A 21,951-nucleotide genomic window follows, 5' to 3' on the forward strand; every position below is an offset into this window, starting at 1 on the left:
TATGGCGCAACCTCTCACCTATCTGAAAGAAACCGCGTCGCAAACCGCAGGCCCTTATGTCCATATCGGTTTGACCCCGAACTTTGTCGGGATCGACGGCGTCTTCCGGCAGGACCTCGGGTCCGGCCCTCTCTACGGTGAGGAAACCACTGGAGAACGCATCACCATCAAAGGCCATGTCATTGATGGAATGGGCGCACCGCTTCGCGATGCGCTTGTGGAAATATGGCAGGCTGATGCGCGCGGCCTCTATAACAGCCCTTCGGAAACCGGCGGGAAGGCCGACATCGGCTTTCGTGGCTGGGGCCGGTGTCCGAGCCATATGGACACAGGCGAATTCACTTTCGAGACGATCAAGCCGGGGCGCGTTCCTTTCAAAGACGGTAGCTTCATGGCGCCGCACGTCACCTTGTGGATCGTGGCTCGTGGCATCAATCTCGGCTTGCAGACACGGATGTATTTTTCCGACGAAGCCGATGCCAATGCAGAGGATCCCATCCTTGTTCGCATCGAACACCGGAGCCGGGTGCAAACCCTCATCGGTCGGCGCGAAGGTAGCGTCTATCATTTCGATATTCACTTGCAGGGCGAAAAAGAAACCATCTTTTTCGATATTTGACGCATGAGTATCTCGGTCTTCGAACACCCATTTCTGGCGCAACTCTTCGGCGATGACGAAGAGATATTGAGCCTGTTCACGGCAGCAGCCGATATTGCTGAAATGTTGCGCTACGAAGCGGCACTGGCCGAGGCTCAAGCCGGTCTTGGCCTGATACCAACCGAGGCAGGACTTGCAATCGCGCAAACGATAGAGACGTTCGGGCCCAACCTCTCCAGTCTGGCAAAGGCCACGGCCCGCGACGGTGTGGTTATTCCCTCGCTCGTGAAAGAGCTAAAACTGGCTGTAGGGAAAAATTACGGAGAGTATGTTCATTTTGGTGCGACGAGCCAGGATGTCATCGATACGAGTCTTGTTTTGCGGCTGAAGCGTACAAGCACAATCCTCTATGGAAGAATTCAACAACTGGTTCAACGTTACGAATGGCTTGAGGTGACGTTCGGAGCGAAAGCGCTCACCGGCTATACACGTATGCAGGCTGCTCTTCCCATAACCGTATCGGACCGCATCTCGAGCTGGAAAAACCCTCTCTGCAGTTACGGCACGAAGTTGAACGCCATCTCCTTTCCCGTGCAGTTCGGAGGCGCAGCAGGAACGCTTGAAAAATTCGGCACGCAAGCACCAGCCCTGCGGGCGCTGCTAGCCGAAAAGCTCGAACTGCACGATAGTCTGCAATGGCACAGCCAACGCGCATTCATCGTTGAATTTGGTAATCTGCTTTCGCTTGTCACGGGTACTCTGGGAAAGTTCGGACAGGACATCGCACTCATGGCCGAAATGGGTGAGGAACTTTCCCTGACAGGTGGCGGCGGATCGTCGGCTATGCCGCACAAGCAAAATCCCGTGGGAGCGGAGATATTGATTAGCCTTGCCCGCTTCAATGCAGCCCAAATGGGAGGGCTCCATCAGGCGATGGTGCACGAACAGGAACGCTCAGGCGCAGCCTGGATGGTCGAATGGATGGTCCTGCCGCAGATCGTTGCGTCAACCGGCAGTGCTCTTAACATTGCATCGGCGCTGATCGACAAGATTGTCCGGATCGGCACCGAACAAGCGCCAGACACATAACCATCCGGGTATCGATTATAAGTAATTTTTCATTTTACATGACCATTTAGATAGGCATGCTGAAATCAGGACATTCCCTGTTGCGACGAGACGGTCACGGGCAGGAATGGTGGGCGATAGGGAGGAGAACATGAAGAAAATCGCAATAACCGCGCTCGCGGTCTTTTCACTTGCGACGTCGGCAGCTTATGCGGACGTGGTGAAGGTCGGTGTCATCGGTCCATTTTCAGGGCCATTTGCCCTTCAGGGCAAGAACTTCAAAGCTGGCATCGACGCCTATATGGCCGAGCATGGTAACAAGATCGGCGATGACACTGTCGAGATCGTTTATCGCGACGTGCCGCAGGCAGACCCGGCGCAGTCCAAGGCACTTGCGCAGGAACTCGTGGTCAAGGAAGGCGTACAATATCTCGCTGGCTTTTACTTCACTCCTGACGCCATGGCGGTTACACCCATTCTCAAACAAGGCAATGTGCCGATGGTGGTCATGAATGCCGCCACGTCTTCCATCGTAACCAAAAGCCCCTATGTGGTGCGCACGTCCTTCACCACGTGGCAAACGTCAACCCCGATCGCGAAGGTCGCACTCGACAAGGGTGTGAAGAAAGTTATCTCGGTTGTGAGCGATTATGGACCAGGAGTGGATGCTGAAAATGCATTCAAGGCAGCGTTCACCGAAGCTGGTGGAGAAGTGGTCGAAGCCATTCGTATGCCACTTGCAACGAACGACTTCAGCCCGATCATGCAGCGCATCAAGGATTCCGGCGCTCAAGGCGTGTTCGCGTTCCTGCCGTCAGGGCCAACGACGCTCGGTTTCATGAAGTCCTATGTCGATAACGGCTTAAAGGGCTCGGGCATCCAGCTTTTCGCTCCGGGTGATCTGACCCAGGAATCCGATCTTCCGGCGTTGGGCGAGAATGCTCTCGGCGTGCTGACGACGTTCCACTATGCGGTTTCCCATGACTCGCCGGAGAACAAGAAGTTCGTAGAGGAAGCCCGGAAAGCTGTTGGCAATCCTGTCGAACTTTCCTTCCCTTCGGTTGGCGCGTATGACGGCATGCATGTCATATACAAGATGATCGAAGCGACCGGCGGCGAAAAAGATGCCGAGAAAGCGGTCGAAGCAGTCAAAGGCATGGAATGGATCAGCCCGCGCGGCCCAGTATCCATCGATCCAGAAAGCCGCCACATGACGCAGAATATCTATCTGCGTGAAGTAGCCAAGGCTGATGACGGGACTTTCTACAACAAGGAAATCCAGACTTTCGAGAAGCAGGGAGACCCCGGACTGAAAGCTCAATAGCTCGGCGGTCGAACTACTGCCGCGCATTGCCTGGAGAGGCGTGAAACGCGTTCGCTCCGGTCCGTAACTGCTTGTTTTACCGCGTATCCCGAACAATGTCTTGCGCATCTCGGGATACGTTCCAACAGGATCATTCAATGCAGACTGTGCTCAGCATTGCTGTCGATGCCCTTGCTTACGGCATGGTGCTTTTCGTCATTTCCATCGGCCTCTCGGTTACCATGGGCTTGATGCGGGTCGTCAATCTGGCTCATGGAGCATTTGCGATGATCGGCGGCTATTTCGCATCCTATGCCGCCCAGCAACTCGGCCTCAATTACGGCTTTGCGATCATTATTGCCGTCGCTGGTACGATGCTCATCGCAGTTCCGGTGGAACGGCTGCTCTATCGGCGCATTTACGGAGCGCCCGAGCTGACCCAGGTTCTGATGACCATCGGCATCACTTTCTGCATCATAGGACTGACGAATTACATATTCGGGCCGACGCTGAAGACCATCCCCTTGCCGGAAGCGCTGCGTGGATCGGTCGATCTCGGATTTCGGGCTATCGCGAAACACCGTGTCTTTGCGATCGGTTGCGGCCTGGTAGTAGCTCTTGGCCTTTGGTACATCATCGAACGCACCGCCTTCGGCGTGAAACTGCGTGCCGCTGTCGACAATGCCAATATGACGGCAGCCCTCGGTGTGCGAACTGAAATCGTTTATGCCGTCAGCTTTGCGCTTGCCATTGGGCTTGCAGCTCTCGGCGGCGTTGTTGGCGCCGAACTTCTGCCTGTTGAGCCCTATTACGCACTCCGCTACATGGTGACTTTTCTGGTGGTTGTTTCGGTCGGTGGTGCAGGCTCCATACCCGGTGCGCTGATCGCTTGCCTCCTACTCGGCGCAATCGATACTACCGGCCGTTATCTGGCACCGGAATATGGCGAGTTCTTCTTTTATCTGGCGGTGATCGTCATTGTGACCCTATTCCCCCGCGGCCTTGCAGGAAGGTTGGCCAGAAAATGACCGACGTGACGCAAAGCCTCAACCAACGCCGTCATTCTCGCGCGGGTTTCCTCGGCATCACAGCCATAATCCTGGCCAGTGTCATCGGCTGGTTTCTGTTTCCCGATAATCTGGCGCTGCTGACACGCATCATCGCAATTGCCTTGCTCGTATTGTCCCTCGATCTGGTGACCGGCTATTGCGGCATCGCAACACTTGGTCACGCTGCCCTATTTGGCGCGGGAGCCTATGGCGCCGGCATCGCCGCCGCACATTTCGGAATTACCGACCCGCTCCTGATGACACTCATCGGCCTGATAGCTGGCGCGATCACCGGACTTGTTTCCGGAGCCGTCATTCTGCGTGCCCACGGCCTCGCGCAACTCGTCCTATCGATTGCCGTGATCCATCTTTTTCACGAAGCGGCTAATAAGGCATCAAGCTGGACCGGCGGTAGCGATGGACTGAGTGGCATTGCGCCCGATCCAATTCTCGGCATATTCGAGTTCGATCTCTACGGACACACGGTCTACATTTACGCTGTAGTCCTGCTGCTGATTTCTTTCATCTTCTTGCGGTTTGTCGTGCGCTCGCCTTTCGGCATGCTTTGCCGGGGCGTGAAAGAAGACCCAATCCGCATTCACGCGATGGGGGCTTCGGTTCAGTCAGTCCAGCTTCGCATGTACGTTATCTCCGGTGCCGTTGCCGGCGTTGGCGGCGCGCTGAACGCCATATCGACGCAGGTCGTCGGGCTCGACAGTCTCAGCTTCACCCTGTCGGCAGAGGCCTTGGTGATGCTGGTTCTCGGCGGCACGGGATCGCTGTTCGGCGGGCTGATCGGCACGGTAGTCTTCATGTGGTTCGAAGACCTCGTCTCTGCCGCAAATCCTTTCCACTGGCTTACGATGGTCGGTGCCCTGCTGATTGCTGTCGTGCTGTTTGCGCCGCGTGGCCTCTACGGCACGGTCGCCTATTACTTTGAAAAGAAGGCGCATCGCAAATGAGCACCGTGTTTGAAGTAACAAAACTGCGCAAGAATTTCGGCGGGCTGGCGGTCACCAACGATGTTTCGATCAGCATGGCGAAAGGCGATCGCGTTGCGCTTATAGGTCCCAACGGGGCAGGCAAGACCACGTTCGTCAATCTTGTTACGGGCAATCTTCCGGCCACCTCCGGCACGGTGACACTGGGCGGCGAAAATGTCTCCAGGCTTAACGCCATGCAGCGCGTTCGGCGTGGGCTTGTGCGCTCATTTCAGGTTACCCGCCTCTTCTTCGACATGACCCCTGAAGAACACGTCGCGCTTGCGATCCTGCAACGAGAAGGCATGACAGGACGCATTCTCGGCAACTATCGCAAAATGCCCGAAGTGATGGATGAAGTGCGCGACATTCTCGATACGCTCGGCCTTCTGTCTCTCGCCCAATTGCGGGCGAACGAGATCGCATATGGCCAGCAGCGTCTTCTGGAAATTGCCCTTGCTTTGGCTCTTCGTCCCAAGGTGCTGCTGCTTGATGAACCTGCCGCAGGAGTTCCACAAAGCGATACGGGCCGCATCGAGGAAGCACTTGCCCGATTACCCCCCGATCTGGCGGTTCTCATGATCGAGCACGATATGGATCTCGTTTTCCGCTTTGCAAAGCGCGTCGTCGTTCTGGCCGCAGGAACGGTAATCTTTGACGGGCTGCCTGAAGATGTCGTGCAGGACGCCCGTGTCCGCGAAGCCTATCTGGGGAGCTATGCGCAATGAGTGCAGCCGCGCTTGAAATTCGCAATCTTTCATCCGGTTACGGCCCCACACGCGTGATCGAAGATGTATCCTTCAAAGCCGATCCGGGGTCGCGGCTTGCCGTTCTTGGCCGCAATGGTGTCGGCAAGACCAGCCTCTTTGCTACCATAGCAGGGCAAACACGCCGTTATGGCGGCGAAATTCTGTTGGACGGGAAGAATATCGCCACGCTTCCTTCGGCAGCTCGCGCAATTGCCGGTCTCGGCTACGTGCCGCAGACCCGTGATGTCTTCCCCACCCTCACAGTTGAAGAAAACCTTTTCGTTGGCCTTAAAAGCCGACCGAAAGACGCGCTTGAAGAAGCCTATGCAATGTTTCCGCGCCTGAAGGAACGACGCCGCAATCTCGGATCACAGCTTTCCGGTGGCGAGCAGCAGATGCTCTCGACCGCGCGCAGCATTCTTGGCCAGCCGACAGTACTGCTGCTCGACGAACCATTGGAAGGGCTTGCTCCCGTCATCTGCGAAGAACTAATGGCTGCTTTCTCGGCATTAGCCCAGAAAGGCGACATGACGATCCTGCTCGTCGAACAGCGCATCCAGAGCGCGCTCGATTTTGCCGATCATGTCATCATACTGGAACGCGGGCGCATCGCATGGTCTGGCACGTCGACAGAACTTGCAGACAATCAGCAGACTGTTGAGGAACTATTGGGTGTGGGCGGCTTGCACTGATCAGTTGCCAACAAACTCGAACTTGTCGACGTCCACGAGGCCCCGGTCGGTAATCTTAAGATGAGGGATCACAGGCAGGGCGATGAAGGCCAGTTGCAGAAATGGCTCTTCGAGGACCGACCCTAGTTCTTCGGCTGCGTGACGCAGAACGCGAAGCTGGTCACGGACTGTTTCATACGGCTCGGCGCTCATCAAACCAGCAATGGGCAAAGGCATTTCAGCCAACACCTTGCCATCGCGCACGACGACAAAACCGCCTTCAATTTCGCCCAATCGGTTCGCGGCCGCAGCAATGTCTTCGTCGGATGTGCCTACCACACAGATATTATGGCTGTCATGGCTGACCGTTGACGCGATTGCCCCCGATTTCAAGCCGAAGCCGTGCACAAAACCGGTCGCGATATTTCCATTTTTACCGTGCCGTTCGACAACGGCGATCTTGACCACATCCTTTTCGAAATCCGGCTCGACACCCTTCGGGCCGACCTTGAGGTCGAATTTCAGGCTTTCCGTTATGATCTTGCCCGGAATAATCCCGATTGCGCGGGTCTTGCCGCTGTTCGAATGCGAGCGGAAACTCGATGCGCTGACTTTCGGCGCCTTGACGCTGTTGCGCCCCACAGGTGCGACGGCCTTGCGCGCGGCAAACAAATCTTCCGAAACCACCCTGCCCGCTGACAGGACGATTTCAGCGTGGCAGCCTTCGAGGCTATCCACCACGACCATATCAGCCCGTTGCCCCGGGGCAACCAGACCGCGGTCAAAAAGGCCGAAGGCCCTCGCTGCGGAAACGCTTGCAGCTCGGTAAATGGCAATCGGCTCGACGCCGCCTGCAATCGCGGTCCGAATGAGGTAATCAAGATGGCCCTGATCGGCGATATCCAGCGGGTTACGGTCATCCGTGCACAGCGCCAGAAACTGCGCATGGCGCTCCGTAATGATCGGCATGAGCGCTTTCAGGTCCTTGGAAACGGACCCTTCGCGCACAAGCACATGCATGCCTTTGCGCATCTTTTCGAGCGCTTCTTCCGCACTTGTGGCCTCGTGTTCGGTGCGAATGCCCGCAGAAATATAGCCGTTCAGATCAAAGCCGCGCAGAAGCGGCGCGTGGCCATCGATATGCCGCCCCTGAAAAGCTCTCAGCTTCGCCATGCATTCAGGGTCTTTCGCCAGAACGCCCGGAAAATTCATGAACTCCGCAAGCCCGATCACCTTGGGATGGTCCGCAAAAGGTAACAGATCGTCGATCAGAAGCTCGGCGCCAGACGTTTCCATATGGGTCGCCGGTACACAGCTCGAAAGCTGCACACGGATATCCATGATGGTTTCCATGGAGCTATCAAGAAAGAACTTGATACCCTCTGCACCGAGCACGTTGGCGATCTCGTGCGGATCGCAGATGGCGGTCGTCACCCCTTGCGGCAGCACGCAACGATCAAACTCATGCGGCGTAACGTGCGAGGATTCGATGTGAAGATGAGTATCGATAAATCCCGGCACGACGATCCGTCCGGAAATATCGATTTCCTGCTTGCCTTGGTAGTTGCCGAATGTTCCGACAATCCGGTCCCCACAGATGGCAATATCACTTTCGACAAGCTCGCCAGTCACGAGATCGAAGAAACGGCCGCCTTTCAGCACGATGTCGGCAGGTTCCCGTCCTGCGCCCTGATCGATCATCCGTTCCAGCATCACGTTACCTCATATTTCCGGAATCAAGCGTCACAACCTACCATAATGCAAGATGCGGCGGTAAGGTCGCCCTTCCGCCGCATCCATAACCTTTGATGTCCAGATTAACGGACGTACTCAATCATCCGAGCGCGGCTCAGGACCAGTTCGATGCGATCGTCCTGAAGCTTGTGCAGACAGACACGCTTGGTCCACGGGCCATCATGCAGCGTGAACAGGGCCCGTCCCTGGCCCAGGTCTTCCAATGGCATGGCCCGACGCGTAGGACCTATACCCATGATGAGGTGGCCGTCCTTGATATCGAAACTGGCACCATAGGATGGCGCCTGCCAGTGTCCGTCGAGTTCGTGGCCGAGCGGCTCCACTTTGACCGGCTTCAATCGGCGGGACACATAGCCGATTTCCCCTTCCAATTCCGTACCCGTCCAGCGAAGCCGAACCGGTGAGGACGGTGACAGGGATGAGAACCAGCCACCGCCGATATCGTAAAGCGTGTCTTCGGAATCGAGCCAATTGGCTATACCGTTGCGCATTTCCAACCAGAACGGTCCGCTATCCGCCACGTAAAGCCCGTCCGGGATGGTGCAGTTCGTCTCAGGCAACGACAAACCGTTGAGAGCGGCCATGCAGTCCCGCGCCATCTTATACGTATTGGCATCTTCGCGGTTCGAAACCACGATCATTCCGGTTTTTGCTGTTGGGTCGAGCAGAAAATAGCTCTTATAGCCGGGATGCGAACCGCCATGTCCGACAAAACGCTTTCCGTCCACCTCGTTCCTGCGCAGCCCGAGGCCATACCCTGTGACGCGCCCATCAGAAAGACGACGGTCTGCCGACAGCCTATCCAACAGGCCTTTGAACGGCCCCTCGCCGTTAACGAGCGCCTGCGCCCATTTCGTCAGCGCCATCCCGCTGCCCGTCAGGCTGCCGGAAGCTGAAATATGCAGGCCAGCGGAGCTAAGCTGCCACTTTTCACCAGATTTCCAATAACCGGGCACGAGACCGGCAACCGGGTCATTCCAGACATCCGGCGCTTCCATGAAAATGCCGAGTTGTTGCGCAATGTCCGATTTCACAAAATCATTGAAACGGAATCCCTTTCGTTCAAGGGCGGCTTCCACCAGCCGGTAACCGGTGTTGGAATAGGAAATCTCTGAGCCGGCATCGAAATTGAGACGTTTGAGGGAAGCCAGATAATCCAGAAGCTGACCGGCTTCCGTTTCCGTATAGACAGATAGTCCGAGAAGCGTCAGGCATTCGCGTGTATCGGGGAGCCCGCCAGTCATGTCGAGTGCACGTCCGACGGTGACATCGGCAAGTGGGCTTTGCAATTCCGGCAGATGATCACCTAGCCGGTCCTCCAGGCCAATGACATCGCCATGTTTGAGAACCATTGCACAAAATGCATGTTTCGTGACTGATGCGTAGCGAACGACTGTATTTGCCGTAAATGGAACACCGGTAGACAGGCTTTCAAGCCCGCTTGCATAAGCAAACTTTACCCCATCAGGGCCAAAGCCGATGATGACACCGCCCGGCTCATCCTTGGCCCAGCTTCGCGAAAAGACTTTCGCGGCAAGAGAAGCCGCGTTCCAGTCAGCATGCGTTGACATGAAAACTCCGTCAGGCAGGTTCTTCCAGATTGACGCTCAAAGCGCGCAGTTCTGTGGTATGCGGATGTGTCGTTCTGCCGGCGCGCAAATCCTCGGCGCCGAGCTGCTCTACCATCTCGCCGTGTTGCATCACTCCGACATTTGGACACAGATGCGCGATTACCGCGAGATTGTGGCTCACAAGCACATAAGTGAGATTCTTTTCCGCACGCAGGTCGGCGAGCAGATTGAGAATTTCAGCCTGCACCGAAACATCAAGCGCCGAAGTTGGCTCGTCCAGCAGAAGTACTTCCGGTTCGGCAATCAAAGCACGCGCTATCGCCACGCGCTGTCGCTGACCGCCCGAAAGCTGATGCGGAAAACGAAACCGCGCGGCTTTAGGCAATGCGACTTCATCGAGGACCTTTTCAATCCGCTTGTCGATATTGCCGATACCGTGGACCAGCAGAAGCTCGCTCAGAATGCGGTCGATTGTCTGGCGCGGATGCAGCGATCCAAATGGATCCTGAAACACCATCTGCACCTGACGGAAGAAGGCGGGCGCCCGCTTCGGGGCTACGTCCTTGCCGTCGAACGCGATGCGGCCGCTCCATTGTTCGTTGAGGCCGGCCATGGCGCGCAGAATGGTGGACTTGCCCGAACCGCTTTCGCCTACGATGCCAAAACTTCCGCCCTTCTCCACACGAAAGGACACACCCTTGACGACTTCGCGATCGTTGAAGCTGATGCGGAGTTGATCAATATCTATCATGAGTTCAGCCAGCTTTCTTCACGATTGAGAACCGGCAATCGATCGCGAGGATGCATCAGAGACGGAATGCAATTGAGAAGCCCCTTGGTATAGGGGTGCTCGGCGCGCACCAGTTCCGAGGCTTTCAATTCCTCCATGACACGGCCCATATACATGACCATTACCCGGTCACAGAAATGCGACACGAGCGGGAGATCGTGACTGATGAGAAGAAGCCCCATTCCCCGTTTGGAAACCAGATCGTCGATCAGGCGAAGAATTTCCGCCTGTACGGTAGCATCGAGCGCGGATGTGGGTTCGTCGGCAATAAGCAGCTCGGGATCGGGCGCCAGCATCATAGCGATCATGACGCGCTGGCCCATGCCGCCCGAAACCTCGTGCGGGTAAAGCTTTGCCACTTCACGCGGATTGCGGATCATGACCTGATCGAGCAGATCAACCGCCGCATCCATTGCCTGACGCTTGCTGCCACCTTTATGGGTGCGCCACGCCTCAGCCACCTGCACGCCTATGGTCTTGACCGGATTAAGCGAATATTTGGGGTCCTGCAGAATGAAACCAGCCCGCTTGCCGCGTATCTGACGCATCCCGCGTTCGGTAGCCGACAGAATGTCGATACCGTCGAACGAAAGCTTGTCAGCCTTCACATCAGCGATTGGCGGCAGGAGTTTCATCAGGGCTCGTGCGGTCAGCGACTTGCCTGAACCACTTTCGCCAACGATACCCAGTTTTTCGCGACCGAGCTGAAGGGAAACCCCGCGCACGGCATCGAAACGGCTGGTGCGCGTTTCAAAGCTGATTTGCAGATTTTTGATATCAACCAGCATCTGTTCTCTCAATTTTGCTTCGGATCGAGCACGTCGCGCAGACCGTCGCCGAGGAAATTGAAGGCGAGCGATACAAGGAAGATCGCAATGCCGGGGATAGTGGCAACCCACCATTGTTCGAAAATAAAGCGCTTGGCGGTCGCTATCATCGCACCCCATTCGGGCGATGGCGGCTGTGCGCCCATCCCGAGGAAGCCAAGACTTGCGGCGGTGATGATGATCGAACTCATATCAAGCGTGATACGCACGATGACACTCGGCACGCAGAGCGGCATGATATGGCGCAGAATGATGCGGAAAGGCAAAGCACCAGTCAACTTGGCTGCGGCGATAAAATCGCTTTTGCGCAGGGTCATGGTTTCCGCACGCGCCAGACGCGCATAGGGCGGCCACGCGGTCAATGCAATCGCAAGCACCGCGCTTTCGACGCCTGGCTTCAAGGCCGCTACAAAGGCCAGCGCAAGGATCAGTCGCGGAAAGGCAAGGAAAACATCCGTAACGCGCATCAGTGCCGTGTCAACCATGCCACCGAAGTAACCGGCGATGCAGCCGATGAACAGTCCGATCGGCGCGACAAGAATGACGACGGCGATAACCATTCCAAGGGTTACGCGGCCACCGTAGAGAATGCGCGAAAGAATATCGCGGCCCAGTTCATCGGTGCCGAACCAGTGTTCCGCAGTCGGAGCGGACAGTCTGTTGCCGAGGTCCTGCACACTTGGATCATAGGGCGCCAGCAATGGCGCAGCCAGCGACAAAGCAACGAAAGCGACGATGATGAAAAGACCAATCATTGCGAGCGGATTGGCCCGAAGATTTACCCAGATACGATAGCGCCTCCCCCAGTTCGCCTGAGAGCGGGAGGTGGGCGAGTCATCAAGCGCCCAGTTATGAAAATTGGCAAAAATCATCGCACACGGGGGTCCAGAACTTTATAGAGGATATCGGCGAGCAGATTGAGCCCGACATAGATAACACCGATCAGCAGTGTAGCCCCTACAACCGGGTTCATATCGGCATTCATCAATGAGACCGTGAGATACTGCCCAAGGCCCGGCCAGCTGAAGACAGTTTCAGTAACGACGGCGCCCTCGAGCAAACCAGCATAGGTAAGCGCCAGAACGGTCACAAGCTGTACTGCAACGGTCGGGAAAGCATGTTTCCAGATCACAGATGTCAGCGACAGGCCTTTTGCTCGGGCCGTAATCACAAACTCGCCCTTGAGCGCGTCAAGCATGAAGGCACGGGTCATGCGTGTGATGTACGCCATGCTGAAATATGCTAGGATCAGGACGGGCTGAATCATGTGACGGACAGCATCCCAGAATGCGTCCCAGTCGCCCTCGATGAGCGTGTCGATCGTGAGCAGGCCCGTTACATGCGGAATCATGCCCTCGTAGATGATGTCCTGGCGCCCCGGTCCCGGTGCGAGATCGAGCGTCGCATAGAAAACCAGAAGTGAAATCAGCGCCAGCATGAAAACGGGAACCGAGTGTCCCGCAAGACAGATGACGCGGATCGTCTGGTCAACGAAAGACCCTTGCCGCACCGCTGCCCATACGCCCAGCGGAATTCCGATCAGTGCAGCAACAATCAAGGCGGCCGTTGCCAGTTCCAGCGTTGCCGGGAAATAGCGTGCGATATCCTGAGCTACCGGATTGCGGGTCAGAATGGAGTTGCCAAAATCACCGTGCAGGACCTGCCCGATATAATGTACAAACTGAACCACAAGCGGCTGATCGAGCCCCATCTCCGCGCGTACGCGCTGGATAACGGCTTCGGGCGCGTTGTCGCCCACGGCAGCAATAACTGGATCGACCGGCATGACGCGGCCGATCATGAATGTGATAACCATAAGCCCGAACAGCGTGATCAACACGCTGCTCAGGATTCCGGTCAGGTTTTTGAGGCTTTTCTTCACGCCTTGGCGATCCCTGCATAGGAATGGGAATCGGACAGCACGCCGAGACGCATCCCGGTAACGTCCTTGCGGCAGGCAGCCGTCTCGAACTTCTGCATCATGATGATGAACGGGCTGTTGTTCATGAATTCGCGCTGCAGATCTTCATACATCTTCACGCGCTTGGCCGGGTCCTGTTCATCACGCGCGGCCAAAGACTTCTTGGCGAAATCTTCGTTCTGGAAATGCGAGCGCCAGGCAAAAGGCTTGGTTTTCGCATCATCGGAATTGTCCGGATTGTTGCAGAAGACGTCGACATTGGTATTCGGGTCGAAATAGTCAGAGCCCCATACGGTCAACGCCATCTGGTGTTCACGAGCCCGCATCTTCGTCAGAACCTGACGATTTTCGGCAGCCAGCAACTCCACCTTGATCCCGATTTCGGCAAGGCTCGCCTGAATTGCCTGTGCGATATCCGGGCTAGGCTGCGCCGAATAGTGATCCATCTTGATGGAAAAGCCATCTGGAACACCTGCTTCCGCGAGAAGAGCCTTTGCCTTGGCAATATCCTTCTTGAATGGATTTTCATTCAAGGCTGCCGGAAAGCCTTCAGGAACAAGCGTTTGATGCACCTTGTAGTTCAGCGGCACGATGTTCTTCTGAATGCCCTCGTAATCCACAGCCCACTTGATCGCTTCCCAGACCTTCGGCTTGGCGAGAGCTTCCACGCTCTGATTGAGCGACATCAGCATCAAGCCGCCAACGCCCTTGCGCACCAGATTGTAGTTTTCATCACCGTCCAGAATACGAAGCTGTTCAGTGGTGAGATTACGCGCAATATCGACATCACCCTTCTGAAGCATCAGAAGCTGCGAGGACGGGTCCGCAACGTGTCGCAAAAGGATGCGCTTCACATTGCCCTTGTAGGCGCCATGCGGATTAACGTTCAGAATGATGCTTTCGCTCGGCTTCCAGGAAACGAGGACCCATTCACCAGAACCCGCGCTGTTCTTTTGAAGCCAACCATTGCCAAGGTCATCCCCGGAGGCGTTCTCCAGAACAGTTTTCTTTTCCACAATGCTGGCAACGCTTGCCGAGAGGCAGTATAGCAGGAATGGCAGCGATGTCGGCTGCTCGACCGTCAAAGTCAATGTCGATGGATCGGTTGCGACGATACTCTTCTCGGCATTCTCAGGCGTGAAGCCGAACTGGCCGATGATGAAAGCCGGCCCCTTGTTCATCTTGATCGCACGTTGCAGCGAGAAGGCAGCATCTTCCGCTGTTATCTGGGCACCGCTCGCAAACTTTGCGTTCGGATCGATCTTGAACGTAAAGACCTTGCCTTCGCCGTCGGCTTCCCAGGAAACCGCCACACCGCCTTCCACCTGATCCGGATTGGAGAGGCTTGGATGCACCAGACGCTGGTACATGTTGTTGCAGATTTCGCTGCCGACAGCTTCAAAGCTCTCATGCGGGTCAAGACTGGTCATGTTGTCGAGCTGCTGCGCCACAACCAAAATGTCCTGACGTCCAGCTCCGATAGCAGGCAAAATGCTCGCATAGGACAGGAAGGGAACGGCAGCCGCACCCGCCAGAAAACCACGTCTTGAAATCATTGAGAGCTCCTCTTGCAGCGCTTTCCGAACATGTCCATGAATTGGGATGCAATCGTCGACGCTTATATCCGGATATATTTTTCCACCTTTCCGCTATCACGTCAGCGGATGCAGGGGCCAATGCAGAATTTTGCATTGCCTATGCAGACTTTGCATGAGCGCAACCTAAAAGAAAGCTTTCGCTACAAGGAATCGCCGCTCATGCAGGGTGATCATATCAAGTGACTGAAATCGCATTTGCAATTCTTCGCGCTTGGGTCCATCACCCGTGTCTCAAATACTGGACTTGATTTGAAAAGGCTACTCCATGGCAACAGAACAGAAGATACCCGTTTTTGATGGTCACAACGACGTGCTGTTGCGGTTGTGGTCATCCGAGGCTGCCGCGCCGGAGAAGCGCTTTCTTGATGGCGAAAATGTCGGACATATCGATCTGCCACGCGCGCAGAAGGGTGGTCTGGGCGGCGGACTTTGCGCAGTGTATGTACCCTCGCCGTCACGCGAACTCGATGCCAACGGCAACCTCGCGACGCCCAGCCAAACGGATGCGATGAAGGCGACGCTCGCCATGTCTGCAATCCTGCTGAAAATCGAACGCGAATCTGAAGGCCGAGTGCGTGTCTGCCGCACGGCAGCAGATATTCGCGATGCGTTTGCGAAGGGGATTTTCGCGTCCGTCTATCATATCGAAGGTGTGGAGGCTTTCAGCGAAGACCTCGATGCGCTTTATGTTCTGCATGAAGCTGGCCTTAGAACGCTGGGGCCTGTCTGGAGCCGCCCGAATATTTTTGCCCACGGCATCCCCTTCCGCTTTCCCGCCTCCCCGGATATCGGTCCCGGCCTTACCGATCACGGCAAAGCTCTCATTCGCGCATGCAACGAGCTGAAAGTCATGATCGACCTTTCTCACATGAACGAGAAAGGGTTCTGGGACGTTGCAGCGATCTCCGACGCGCCGCTCGTGGCCTCGCACTCCAATGCGCACGCGCTTTGCCAGCAAAGCCGCAACCTGACGGACAGGCAACTGGATGCCATTCGCGATACGGGCGGTCTTGTTGGGCTCAACTTCGGCGTGTCATTCCTGCGCGAAGACGGAAAGCGCGATCCTGATACCGATCTATCCGAGATCGTTCGTCACGCCGATTACATTGTCGATCGCATCGGGATCGACCATCTGGCGCTCGGTTCCGATTTTGATGGCACCACGATTTCGTCGACGCTCCGCGACGTAGGCGATCTCCAGCTGGTCATAGAAGCATTCCGCAAGCACGGCTACGACGATGCCTCCATCGTCAAGCTGGCCCATGGCAACTGGATCAATGTCCTTGAGCGGACGTGGGGCGCTTGAGGCTGCTGAATAGACGCGACCTCACCCTTCGAGGGTGAGATCGAAGACGTGATGATGGATATGACCATCGAACATTTCGAGGAGGCCCTTTGTCGCCTCCCGGCTTTCATATCGCACAGATGACGCGAGCGCCTCCGCCAGAGCCTCCCTGCTGTCATACTTGGTCCAAAGCACCATCGGGTAAGCCGGAGCACCTTCATCGCGTTCGACAGCGTAAAGAACGCGCACTTCCCTGATACCGGGAAAGGAGAGCCACATCGGCATGAGGATATCGGCGACATAAGCTTTGAACGCATCCTCGCGCCCAGCATGAATAGCGCCTTCAAAAAAGGCCTGTCTGACAATCATGGATAATAACTCAGTTTACCTTGGTCGGCGGAACATCACCGGAAAAATATGCTGCGAGATTGGCGAGCACCAGTTCGCCCATTCCAACACGGGTTTCGACCGTTGCGCTGCCCTGATGCGGCATCAGCACCGTGTTTGGCGCGGTCAGAAAATCCGCTCTGATCGTCGGTTCATTGACGAAAACATCAAGGCCGGCACCAGCAATGGTTCCGTTGTTCAACGCTTCCAGAAGCGCATCTTCGTCAACGACACTGCCTCGGGCTACATTGACCAGATAGCCTTTGTTTCCAAGTGCCGCCAGAACATCCGCATTCACGATATTTGCCGTGGCAGGGTTGGCTGCAACGCACACTGCGAGCACGTCGCTTTGCTGCGCAAGTTCCACAGGCGTGGCGTGTGCGACCCAACCGGTGTCTGCGACAGGCGAACGGTTCCAGTAATGCACTTCCATGCCAAATGCTTCCGCGCGCCGCGCAAACGATTTGCCAATCTGGCCAAGCCCCAGGACGCCGACCCGCTTGCCTTTCGGGCTTATCCCGAGAGAGAAAGCCTCCCGGCGAGCCCATCTACCTTCCCTTACGAACCGATCGCCCGCAACGACATGGCGCATTACCGCGAGCATGAGGGCAATGCCGGTGTCAGCGACATCGTCCGTCAGAACGCCCGGCGTGGTGCTGACATGGACGTTGCGACCACGTGAAAAAGCGAGGTCAACCTTGTCTGTTCCCACACCGTTAATGGCGATCAGGCCAAGTGACGGCAAACGTTCCATCCACTCGTTGGAGAGCCCTGTTCCGCCCCCAGTGACGACAGCACGTATGGTGCCGAGGGCCGCATCGATAGCCCCACTGTCCTCCGGTTTATACAGGCGAAGAACCTTGTAAGCCGCGTCCAGTCGCTCTTCGATCAACGGCATCATAGGCTCGATGAGCAGAACTTCGTTCGTCACTTCAAACTCCATTACTAAATTATTGGAGACAATCAGGAAATCTGGCCAATGAATGCCTTTGTGCGCTCGTGTTTCGGATTACCGAAAAACTCTTCCGGTTCCGCCATTTCGAGAATTTGCCCCTGATCCATGAAAATGACGCGGTCTGCGACCTGCCGCGCAAAGCCCATTTCATGCGTAACGCACAGCATGGTCATGCCCTCTTTCGCGAGATCGATCATGGTATCCAGAACTTCCTTGACCATTTCTGGATCGAGCGCCGAAGTCGGTTCATCGAAAAGCATGATCTTGGGATTCATGCAGAGCGCACGGGCAATAGCCACGCGCTGTTGCTGTCCGCCGGAAAGCTGGGCCGGATACTTGTCCGCCTGTTCGGGAATGCGGACGCGCTCCAGATATTTGCGCGCTGTCTTTTCGGCCTCCGGCTTCGAGATGCCCCGCACCTTCATCGGCGCCAACGTGCAATTCTCAAGAACAGTCATATGCGGAAAGAGATTGAACTGCTGGAAAACCATACCGGTTTCCTGCCGCACGATATCTACATTCTTTCCACCAGCAGTCAGGTCGTGGCCATCAACGATGATACGGCCCTCCTGAATGGTCTCCAACTGATTGATGCAGCGGATGAGAGTAGACTTTCCCGAACCAGACGGGCCGCAAATAACGATACGTTCGCCGCGGGATACAGTCAGATTGATATTTCGGAGCGCATGGTACGTGCCGTACCACTTGTTCACCCCTTGCATAAGCACTGCCGCACCAGAAGCATCGTGCTGCATCTGGTTTGTCGTTCCCTGAGCCGTCTGGTTCATGTCGAGAAACTCACTTTCGTGGACTGGATCGCCATGCCCGCCTGAGGACGGGCAAGGCGGAATTCAGGAGCTTACTTTGCCTGGGAAACAAAATCCGGCAGCGGCGCGCCAAGCCACTTCTCATGGATCTTGTTCAGTTCACCGTCGCTCTTCGCCTTTTCGATGAACTTGTTGACGAATTCCAGCATTTCGGCCGAGCCCTTGCGAACAGCGATGCCCTGTACCTGCTGGCTGAGCTGGATTTTCTGTTCGTAGCGGCCCGGAGCAGCCTTTTCGATCTCAGCCGCCACAACGTTGGATAGACCGATCAGTTCAACCTGACCGGAAAGCAAAGCCTGCACTGCGCTTGCGTCGTCGTCGAAGCGGCGAATGTTGGCATCCTGCGGCGCAACCTTGGTAACTGCCGTATCCTGCGTCGAAGCCCGCGCGACGCCGATGGTCTTGCCCGAAAGATCCTCCGGCTTCGCAACCGCAATATCCTTCGGTCCGAATACACCAATTGAAATGCCCGCATAAGGCTGGGAGAAATCCACGCTCTTGGCGCGCTCCTCCGTGATGCCCAGCGAAGCAACCAGGACATCGACCTGACCGCTCTGCAGATAGGGAATCCGGTTCGGACCGGTAACCGGAACAATCTGAGCCTCGACACCGATCTCCTTCGCCAGCAGCTTTGCCACGTCAGCGTCATAGCCATCCGGTTCATTGCTGGTATTCATGATGCCGAAAGGTGGAAAATCGACCAGCATACCGATCTTGATTTTCCCGGCGGACTTGATGCCGTCAACAGTCTGCGCAAATGCTGCAGGTGCCAGCACGGTCGCGAGAGCTCCCGCACCAATGAAGGCCATAGCCAAACGTCTGGTGATATTCATTTTTATTCCTTCCCTATCAAGGGCCGGTCTCCTCGCCGGCACCGTTTCTTATTTTTCGGAGCATTTCCTGCCGCAGCCATGTCTCGCAGCAGGCCGGAAATGCCCATTGTCTTCCCCAGCCCCCCGATTACCGAGCCGTAGCACGAGAAAACCTCGCTTCCATGCGGCGCGCGAGAATGGATAGCGGCCAGCACAGGACAAAATAGATAGCAGCCACGGTGCCAAACACCATGAACGGGCTGAATGTCGCGTTGTTGATGATCTGACCTTGGCGTGTCAGTTCCGTAAAGCCAATGATCGCAGCAAGAGACGTTCCCTTGATGAGCTGCACGAGAAACCCCACCGTTGGCGCAACGGAAATGCGCGCAGCCTGCGGCAGGATCACATAGCGCATACGATTATAGTAACGCAGCCCCAAGGCAGTTGCGGCTTCGCGCTGACCGGGCGGCACAGCATCAATACAGCCGCGCCAGATCTCGCCCAGAAAAGCGCTCGCATGCAAAGTCAGTGCAATTGTTGCAGCGATCCACGGATTGATGCCCAGTCCGAAAATATTGAGACCGAAAAAGACCAGAAACAGCTGCATCAGAAGCGGTGTGCCCTGAAACAGCCTTATGAAGCCGAGCGCAATGAAACGCGGGACGCGGGCATCCGAGACGCGCATCAGCGCAACCAGCAGCCCTCCAATACCGCCGCCCACAAAGGCAATGGCGGAAAGAGCAATGGTCCATTGCGCTGCATAAACGATGATGAGAAATTCGTTCCAGCCAAAAGGTCTGATCATGGCCTGCTCCTATCGGCTCAACGGGTATTTGAAGGCCACCTTCTCGATCAACGCGAAGACGGCAGAGAAACCGATGGACATGACGAGATACATGAGCGTGATAACGATATAGACCTCAAAGCTCGCAAAGGTCGCCGACTGCAAATCGTTACCCGCAGCCGCAAGCTCATTGGCGGAAATGACGGATACAACACTCGAAGTCAGCATCAGATAAATGAACTGACTGGTGAGCGATGGATAGACCGTCCGCAAGGCTGGCTTCATGATGACATAGCGGAATACCTGAAGCCTGGAGAGACCAAGCGCTGTCCCAGCTTCCACCTGACCTTTATGAATAGATTCAATACCCGCCCGAATAATCTCCGTGCCGTAGGCCCCGAAATTCACGATCAGTGCGAGAAGCGCAGCACTATTGGGCGACAGGCGCAAACCAGCAGAAGGCAATCCAAAGAAGATAAAGAAAATCTGCACCAGAAACGGTGTGTTGCGGATGATTTCGATATAGGCATCGATGACGAAGCGTACCGGTTTGGGTCCGGATGTCTTACCGACGGCGCAGATAATCGAGACAATCAAGCCTAACACCATCGCAGCGCACGAGAGCTCAATTGTCTGCCACGCACCGACAAGCAGCTTATCCATCGACGCGAAAACGGGCGCGAAGTTGAAATTATACAATGCCGAACCTCCCGGTACACGGACTATGCCGACTTTTCCTCCTGTCGGCAACAAATTTAGATCGATCTAATTGGGTTTGATGCCGCTCGTCAATCATTAATTCGGATTAGATGACTGGCGCTTTTAACGGTACACAGGACTGCCTCACCTGCAAATATGTCTCGCTCACGATCCGCTCGGCCTGCTTTTCCGGACTTGCCAGCCGGGAAAGAAGCAGCCTGGCGGCGTTCTGGCCCACTGCAACCGGTCGCGTTGACACTGAACTCAAGCGGGGCCGTGTCGCCTCCGCGTCGCTTACATCATCGAAGCCGATCAGAGAGAAGTCGTCACCAACTTTCCTCCCACAGTCATAAAGACCCGCTGAAAGCCCCAGCGCAACCACGTCATTGAAACAGATCGCCGCTGTCGGCGCTTTTCCCGCCTGAAAGAGTAGCGGGGCCGCTTTGGCGATTTCCGGCATCGTGTATGGCAAGCGAACGATCAAACCGGGATCGAGGCCTTGTTGCTCCATCGCATCCCGGAATCCTTCGACACGTTCGCGATATGCGGAATGGACCGGCCCATGCACGGCAAAGGCGATCGTCCTATGCCCCAACCGGGCCAGATAATTGACTGCCTGCCGCATGCCGCCCGCATAATCCACGCCTGCGTAGTCAATTCGGTCCGTCACATGACGCAATACCTGAACGACCGGCAGCCCCCAGTCCACAAACTGCTCGATGAATTCGGGAGCCGTTTCTGCCGTCAGCGATACAATCACGCCATCGACACCATGCTCGCGCATACGCTGCATGAGGGTGGTTTGATTGGCAAAATTCTCGTGGCTGTTTGCAAGAAGAACGACCAGCCCAGCTTCACCTACAACACTGTCTATTCCAGAAAGCAATTCACCGTAAAACGGGTTGCCGAGGGTCGGCACGATGACGCCCACCGTATTCGACCTCTCCGCCCGGAGACTGGCTGCGCCCATATTATAGACATAACCCAACTCCTGCAGGGCTTTTTCCACCTTCTCGCGTGTCGCTGCCCCCACCAGCGGACTTTTGCGAATGACCAGTGAAGCCGTCGCACGCGATACATTGGCGTGGCGCGCCACATCCAAAAGCGTAACGCGACTTTTCCTGCGATCATCACTCGGCATAAGCTCACCCGTCTGCAAACTGATCAATGTCCGGCCTGGTTGATAGGATTTCAGCAACCCGTCGGCCAGATTCGAGGAGGTATATTCAATTCAGACTTGCACGTTGGTCAATCCGCCGGGGCAGCGAACAGGCAATCACCGTGCTCAAATGCCATCGGGCAGCGTTTCCGACGGCTTCATT

At 56.0% G+C, this 21,951-nt stretch carries 23 protein-coding genes; 9 read left to right on the forward strand and 14 right to left on the reverse strand.

Annotated features, from left to right (window positions below; translation table 11 throughout):
* Position 1 precedes the first annotated feature (1 nt).
* The 7 genes from pcaG to ACOWVS_RS08495 all read left to right on the forward strand — a co-directional run bounded on the left by pcaG (position 2) and on the right by ACOWVS_RS08495 (position 6,439).
* Positions 2 to 619, forward strand: coding sequence for a protocatechuate 3,4-dioxygenase subunit alpha (pcaG, locus tag ACOWVS_RS08465; protein ID WP_075041866.1), 618 nt, complete (start codon positions 2 to 4; stop codon positions 617 to 619).
* Between the two features lie 3 nt (positions 620 to 622).
* Positions 623 to 1,687, forward strand: a complete 1,065-nt coding sequence (locus ACOWVS_RS08470; RefSeq protein ID WP_075041865.1) for a 3-carboxy-cis,cis-muconate cycloisomerase — start codon at positions 623 to 625, stop codon at positions 1,685 to 1,687.
* Between the two features lie 130 nt (positions 1,688 to 1,817).
* Entirely contained in the window at positions 1,818 to 2,990 is a 1,173-nt protein-coding gene (locus tag ACOWVS_RS08475; RefSeq protein WP_021587259.1) for an ABC transporter substrate-binding protein, read from the forward strand.
* Positions 2,991 to 3,127: 137 nt separating this feature from the next.
* Entirely contained in the window at positions 3,128 to 3,997 is an 870-nt protein-coding gene (locus ACOWVS_RS08480) for a branched-chain amino acid ABC transporter permease (protein WP_006471315.1), read from the forward strand.
* Entirely contained in the window at positions 3,994 to 4,980 is a 987-nt protein-coding gene (locus ACOWVS_RS08485) for a branched-chain amino acid ABC transporter permease (RefSeq protein WP_006468985.1), read from the forward strand. The genes ACOWVS_RS08480 and ACOWVS_RS08485 overlap by 4 nt, the downstream gene beginning before the upstream one ends.
* On the forward strand, positions 4,977 to 5,726 hold the full coding sequence (locus ACOWVS_RS08490) for an ABC transporter ATP-binding protein (RefSeq protein ID WP_006468986.1): 750 nt from the start codon (positions 4,977 to 4,979) through the stop codon (positions 5,724 to 5,726). Before ACOWVS_RS08485 ends, ACOWVS_RS08490 begins: the two co-directional genes overlap by 4 nt.
* Positions 5,723 to 6,439, forward strand: coding sequence for an ABC transporter ATP-binding protein (locus tag ACOWVS_RS08495; RefSeq protein ID WP_006468987.1), 717 nt, complete (start codon positions 5,723 to 5,725; stop codon positions 6,437 to 6,439). The genes ACOWVS_RS08490 and ACOWVS_RS08495 overlap by 4 nt, the downstream gene beginning before the upstream one ends.
* Here the strand turns inward: ACOWVS_RS08495 and ade are convergent, their stop codons facing one another.
* The 7 genes from ade to ACOWVS_RS08530 all read right to left on the reverse strand — a co-directional run bounded on the left by ade (position 6,440) and on the right by ACOWVS_RS08530 (position 14,838).
* Positions 6,440 to 8,131, reverse strand: coding sequence for an adenine deaminase (gene ade, locus ACOWVS_RS08500; RefSeq protein ID WP_063621067.1), 1,692 nt, complete (start codon positions 8,129 to 8,131; stop codon positions 6,440 to 6,442).
* A gap of 104 nt (positions 8,132 to 8,235) precedes the next feature.
* Positions 8,236 to 9,744, reverse strand: a complete 1,509-nt coding sequence (locus ACOWVS_RS08505) for a serine hydrolase domain-containing protein (RefSeq protein WP_006468989.1) — start codon at positions 9,742 to 9,744, stop codon at positions 8,236 to 8,238.
* 10 nt (positions 9,745 to 9,754) lie between these two features.
* Positions 9,755 to 10,495 (reverse strand): ABC transporter ATP-binding protein, encoded by a 741-nt coding sequence (locus ACOWVS_RS08510; protein WP_021587261.1) that lies wholly within the window; start codon positions 10,493 to 10,495, stop codon positions 9,755 to 9,757.
* On the reverse strand, positions 10,492 to 11,322 hold the full coding sequence (locus tag ACOWVS_RS08515) for an ABC transporter ATP-binding protein (protein WP_006471316.1): 831 nt from the start codon (positions 11,320 to 11,322) through the stop codon (positions 10,492 to 10,494). The genes ACOWVS_RS08510 and ACOWVS_RS08515 overlap by 4 nt, the downstream gene beginning before the upstream one ends.
* 8 nt (positions 11,323 to 11,330) lie before the next feature.
* The gene (nikC, locus tag ACOWVS_RS08520) at positions 11,331 to 12,233 is read right to left on the reverse strand and encodes a nickel transporter permease (protein ID WP_006468992.1); all 903 of its coding nucleotides are present in this window, start codon (positions 12,231 to 12,233) and stop codon (positions 11,331 to 11,333) included.
* Positions 12,230 to 13,243 (reverse strand): ABC transporter permease, encoded by a 1,014-nt coding sequence (locus ACOWVS_RS08525; protein ID WP_021587262.1) that lies wholly within the window; start codon positions 13,241 to 13,243, stop codon positions 12,230 to 12,232. The genes nikC and ACOWVS_RS08525 overlap by 4 nt, the downstream gene beginning before the upstream one ends.
* Positions 13,240 to 14,838, reverse strand: coding sequence for an ABC transporter substrate-binding protein (locus tag ACOWVS_RS08530; RefSeq protein WP_006468994.1), 1,599 nt, complete (start codon positions 14,836 to 14,838; stop codon positions 13,240 to 13,242). The genes ACOWVS_RS08525 and ACOWVS_RS08530 overlap by 4 nt, the downstream gene beginning before the upstream one ends.
* Before the next feature lie 12 nt (positions 14,839 to 14,850).
* Here ACOWVS_RS08530 and ACOWVS_RS08535 point away from each other — a divergent pair, with 12 nt between their 5' ends.
* Both ACOWVS_RS08535 and ACOWVS_RS08540 read left to right on the forward strand, forming a co-directional pair.
* A complete protein-coding gene (locus tag ACOWVS_RS08535) occupies positions 14,851 to 15,063 on the forward strand; it encodes a hypothetical protein (protein ID WP_006468995.1) in 213 nt (70 codons plus the stop codon).
* 82 nt (positions 15,064 to 15,145) lie between these two features.
* Positions 15,146 to 16,186, forward strand: coding sequence for a dipeptidase (locus tag ACOWVS_RS08540; protein WP_006468996.1), 1,041 nt, complete (start codon positions 15,146 to 15,148; stop codon positions 16,184 to 16,186).
* A 21-nt stretch (positions 16,187 to 16,207) separates the two neighbouring features.
* Here ACOWVS_RS08540 and ACOWVS_RS08545 read toward each other — a convergent pair whose 3' ends face one another.
* The 7 genes from ACOWVS_RS08545 to ACOWVS_RS08575 all read right to left on the reverse strand — a co-directional run bounded on the left by ACOWVS_RS08545 (position 16,208) and on the right by ACOWVS_RS08575 (position 21,770).
* Positions 16,208 to 16,534, reverse strand: a complete 327-nt coding sequence (locus ACOWVS_RS08545; protein ID WP_006468997.1) for a hypothetical protein — start codon at positions 16,532 to 16,534, stop codon at positions 16,208 to 16,210.
* Between the two features lie 10 nt (positions 16,535 to 16,544).
* Positions 16,545 to 17,495: a 2-hydroxyacid dehydrogenase gene (locus tag ACOWVS_RS08550; protein ID WP_006468998.1), complete on the reverse strand. Its 951-nt coding sequence runs from the start codon at positions 17,493 to 17,495 to the stop codon at positions 16,545 to 16,547.
* Positions 17,496 to 17,515: 20 nt separating this feature from the next.
* On the reverse strand, positions 17,516 to 18,262 hold the full coding sequence (locus tag ACOWVS_RS08555; protein ID WP_006471317.1) for an amino acid ABC transporter ATP-binding protein: 747 nt from the start codon (positions 18,260 to 18,262) through the stop codon (positions 17,516 to 17,518).
* A 104-nt stretch (positions 18,263 to 18,366) separates the two neighbouring features.
* Positions 18,367 to 19,167, reverse strand: a complete 801-nt coding sequence (locus ACOWVS_RS08560; protein ID WP_006471318.1) for a transporter substrate-binding domain-containing protein — start codon at positions 19,165 to 19,167, stop codon at positions 18,367 to 18,369.
* A gap of 127 nt (positions 19,168 to 19,294) precedes the next feature.
* Positions 19,295 to 19,951, reverse strand: coding sequence for an amino acid ABC transporter permease (locus ACOWVS_RS08565; RefSeq protein WP_006469001.1), 657 nt, complete (start codon positions 19,949 to 19,951; stop codon positions 19,295 to 19,297).
* 9 nt (positions 19,952 to 19,960) lie between these two features.
* Positions 19,961 to 20,629, reverse strand: coding sequence for an amino acid ABC transporter permease (locus ACOWVS_RS08570; RefSeq protein ID WP_006471319.1), 669 nt, complete (start codon positions 20,627 to 20,629; stop codon positions 19,961 to 19,963).
* A 106-nt stretch (positions 20,630 to 20,735) separates the two neighbouring features.
* A complete protein-coding gene (locus ACOWVS_RS08575) occupies positions 20,736 to 21,770 on the reverse strand; it encodes a LacI family DNA-binding transcriptional regulator (RefSeq protein WP_031346967.1) in 1,035 nt (344 codons plus the stop codon).
* Positions 21,771 to 21,951 lie beyond the last annotated feature (181 nt).

This window comes from Brucella sp. IR068, from assembly GCF_049065885.1.
Classification (GTDB): Bacteria; Pseudomonadota; Alphaproteobacteria; order Rhizobiales; family Rhizobiaceae; genus Brucella; species Brucella intermedia.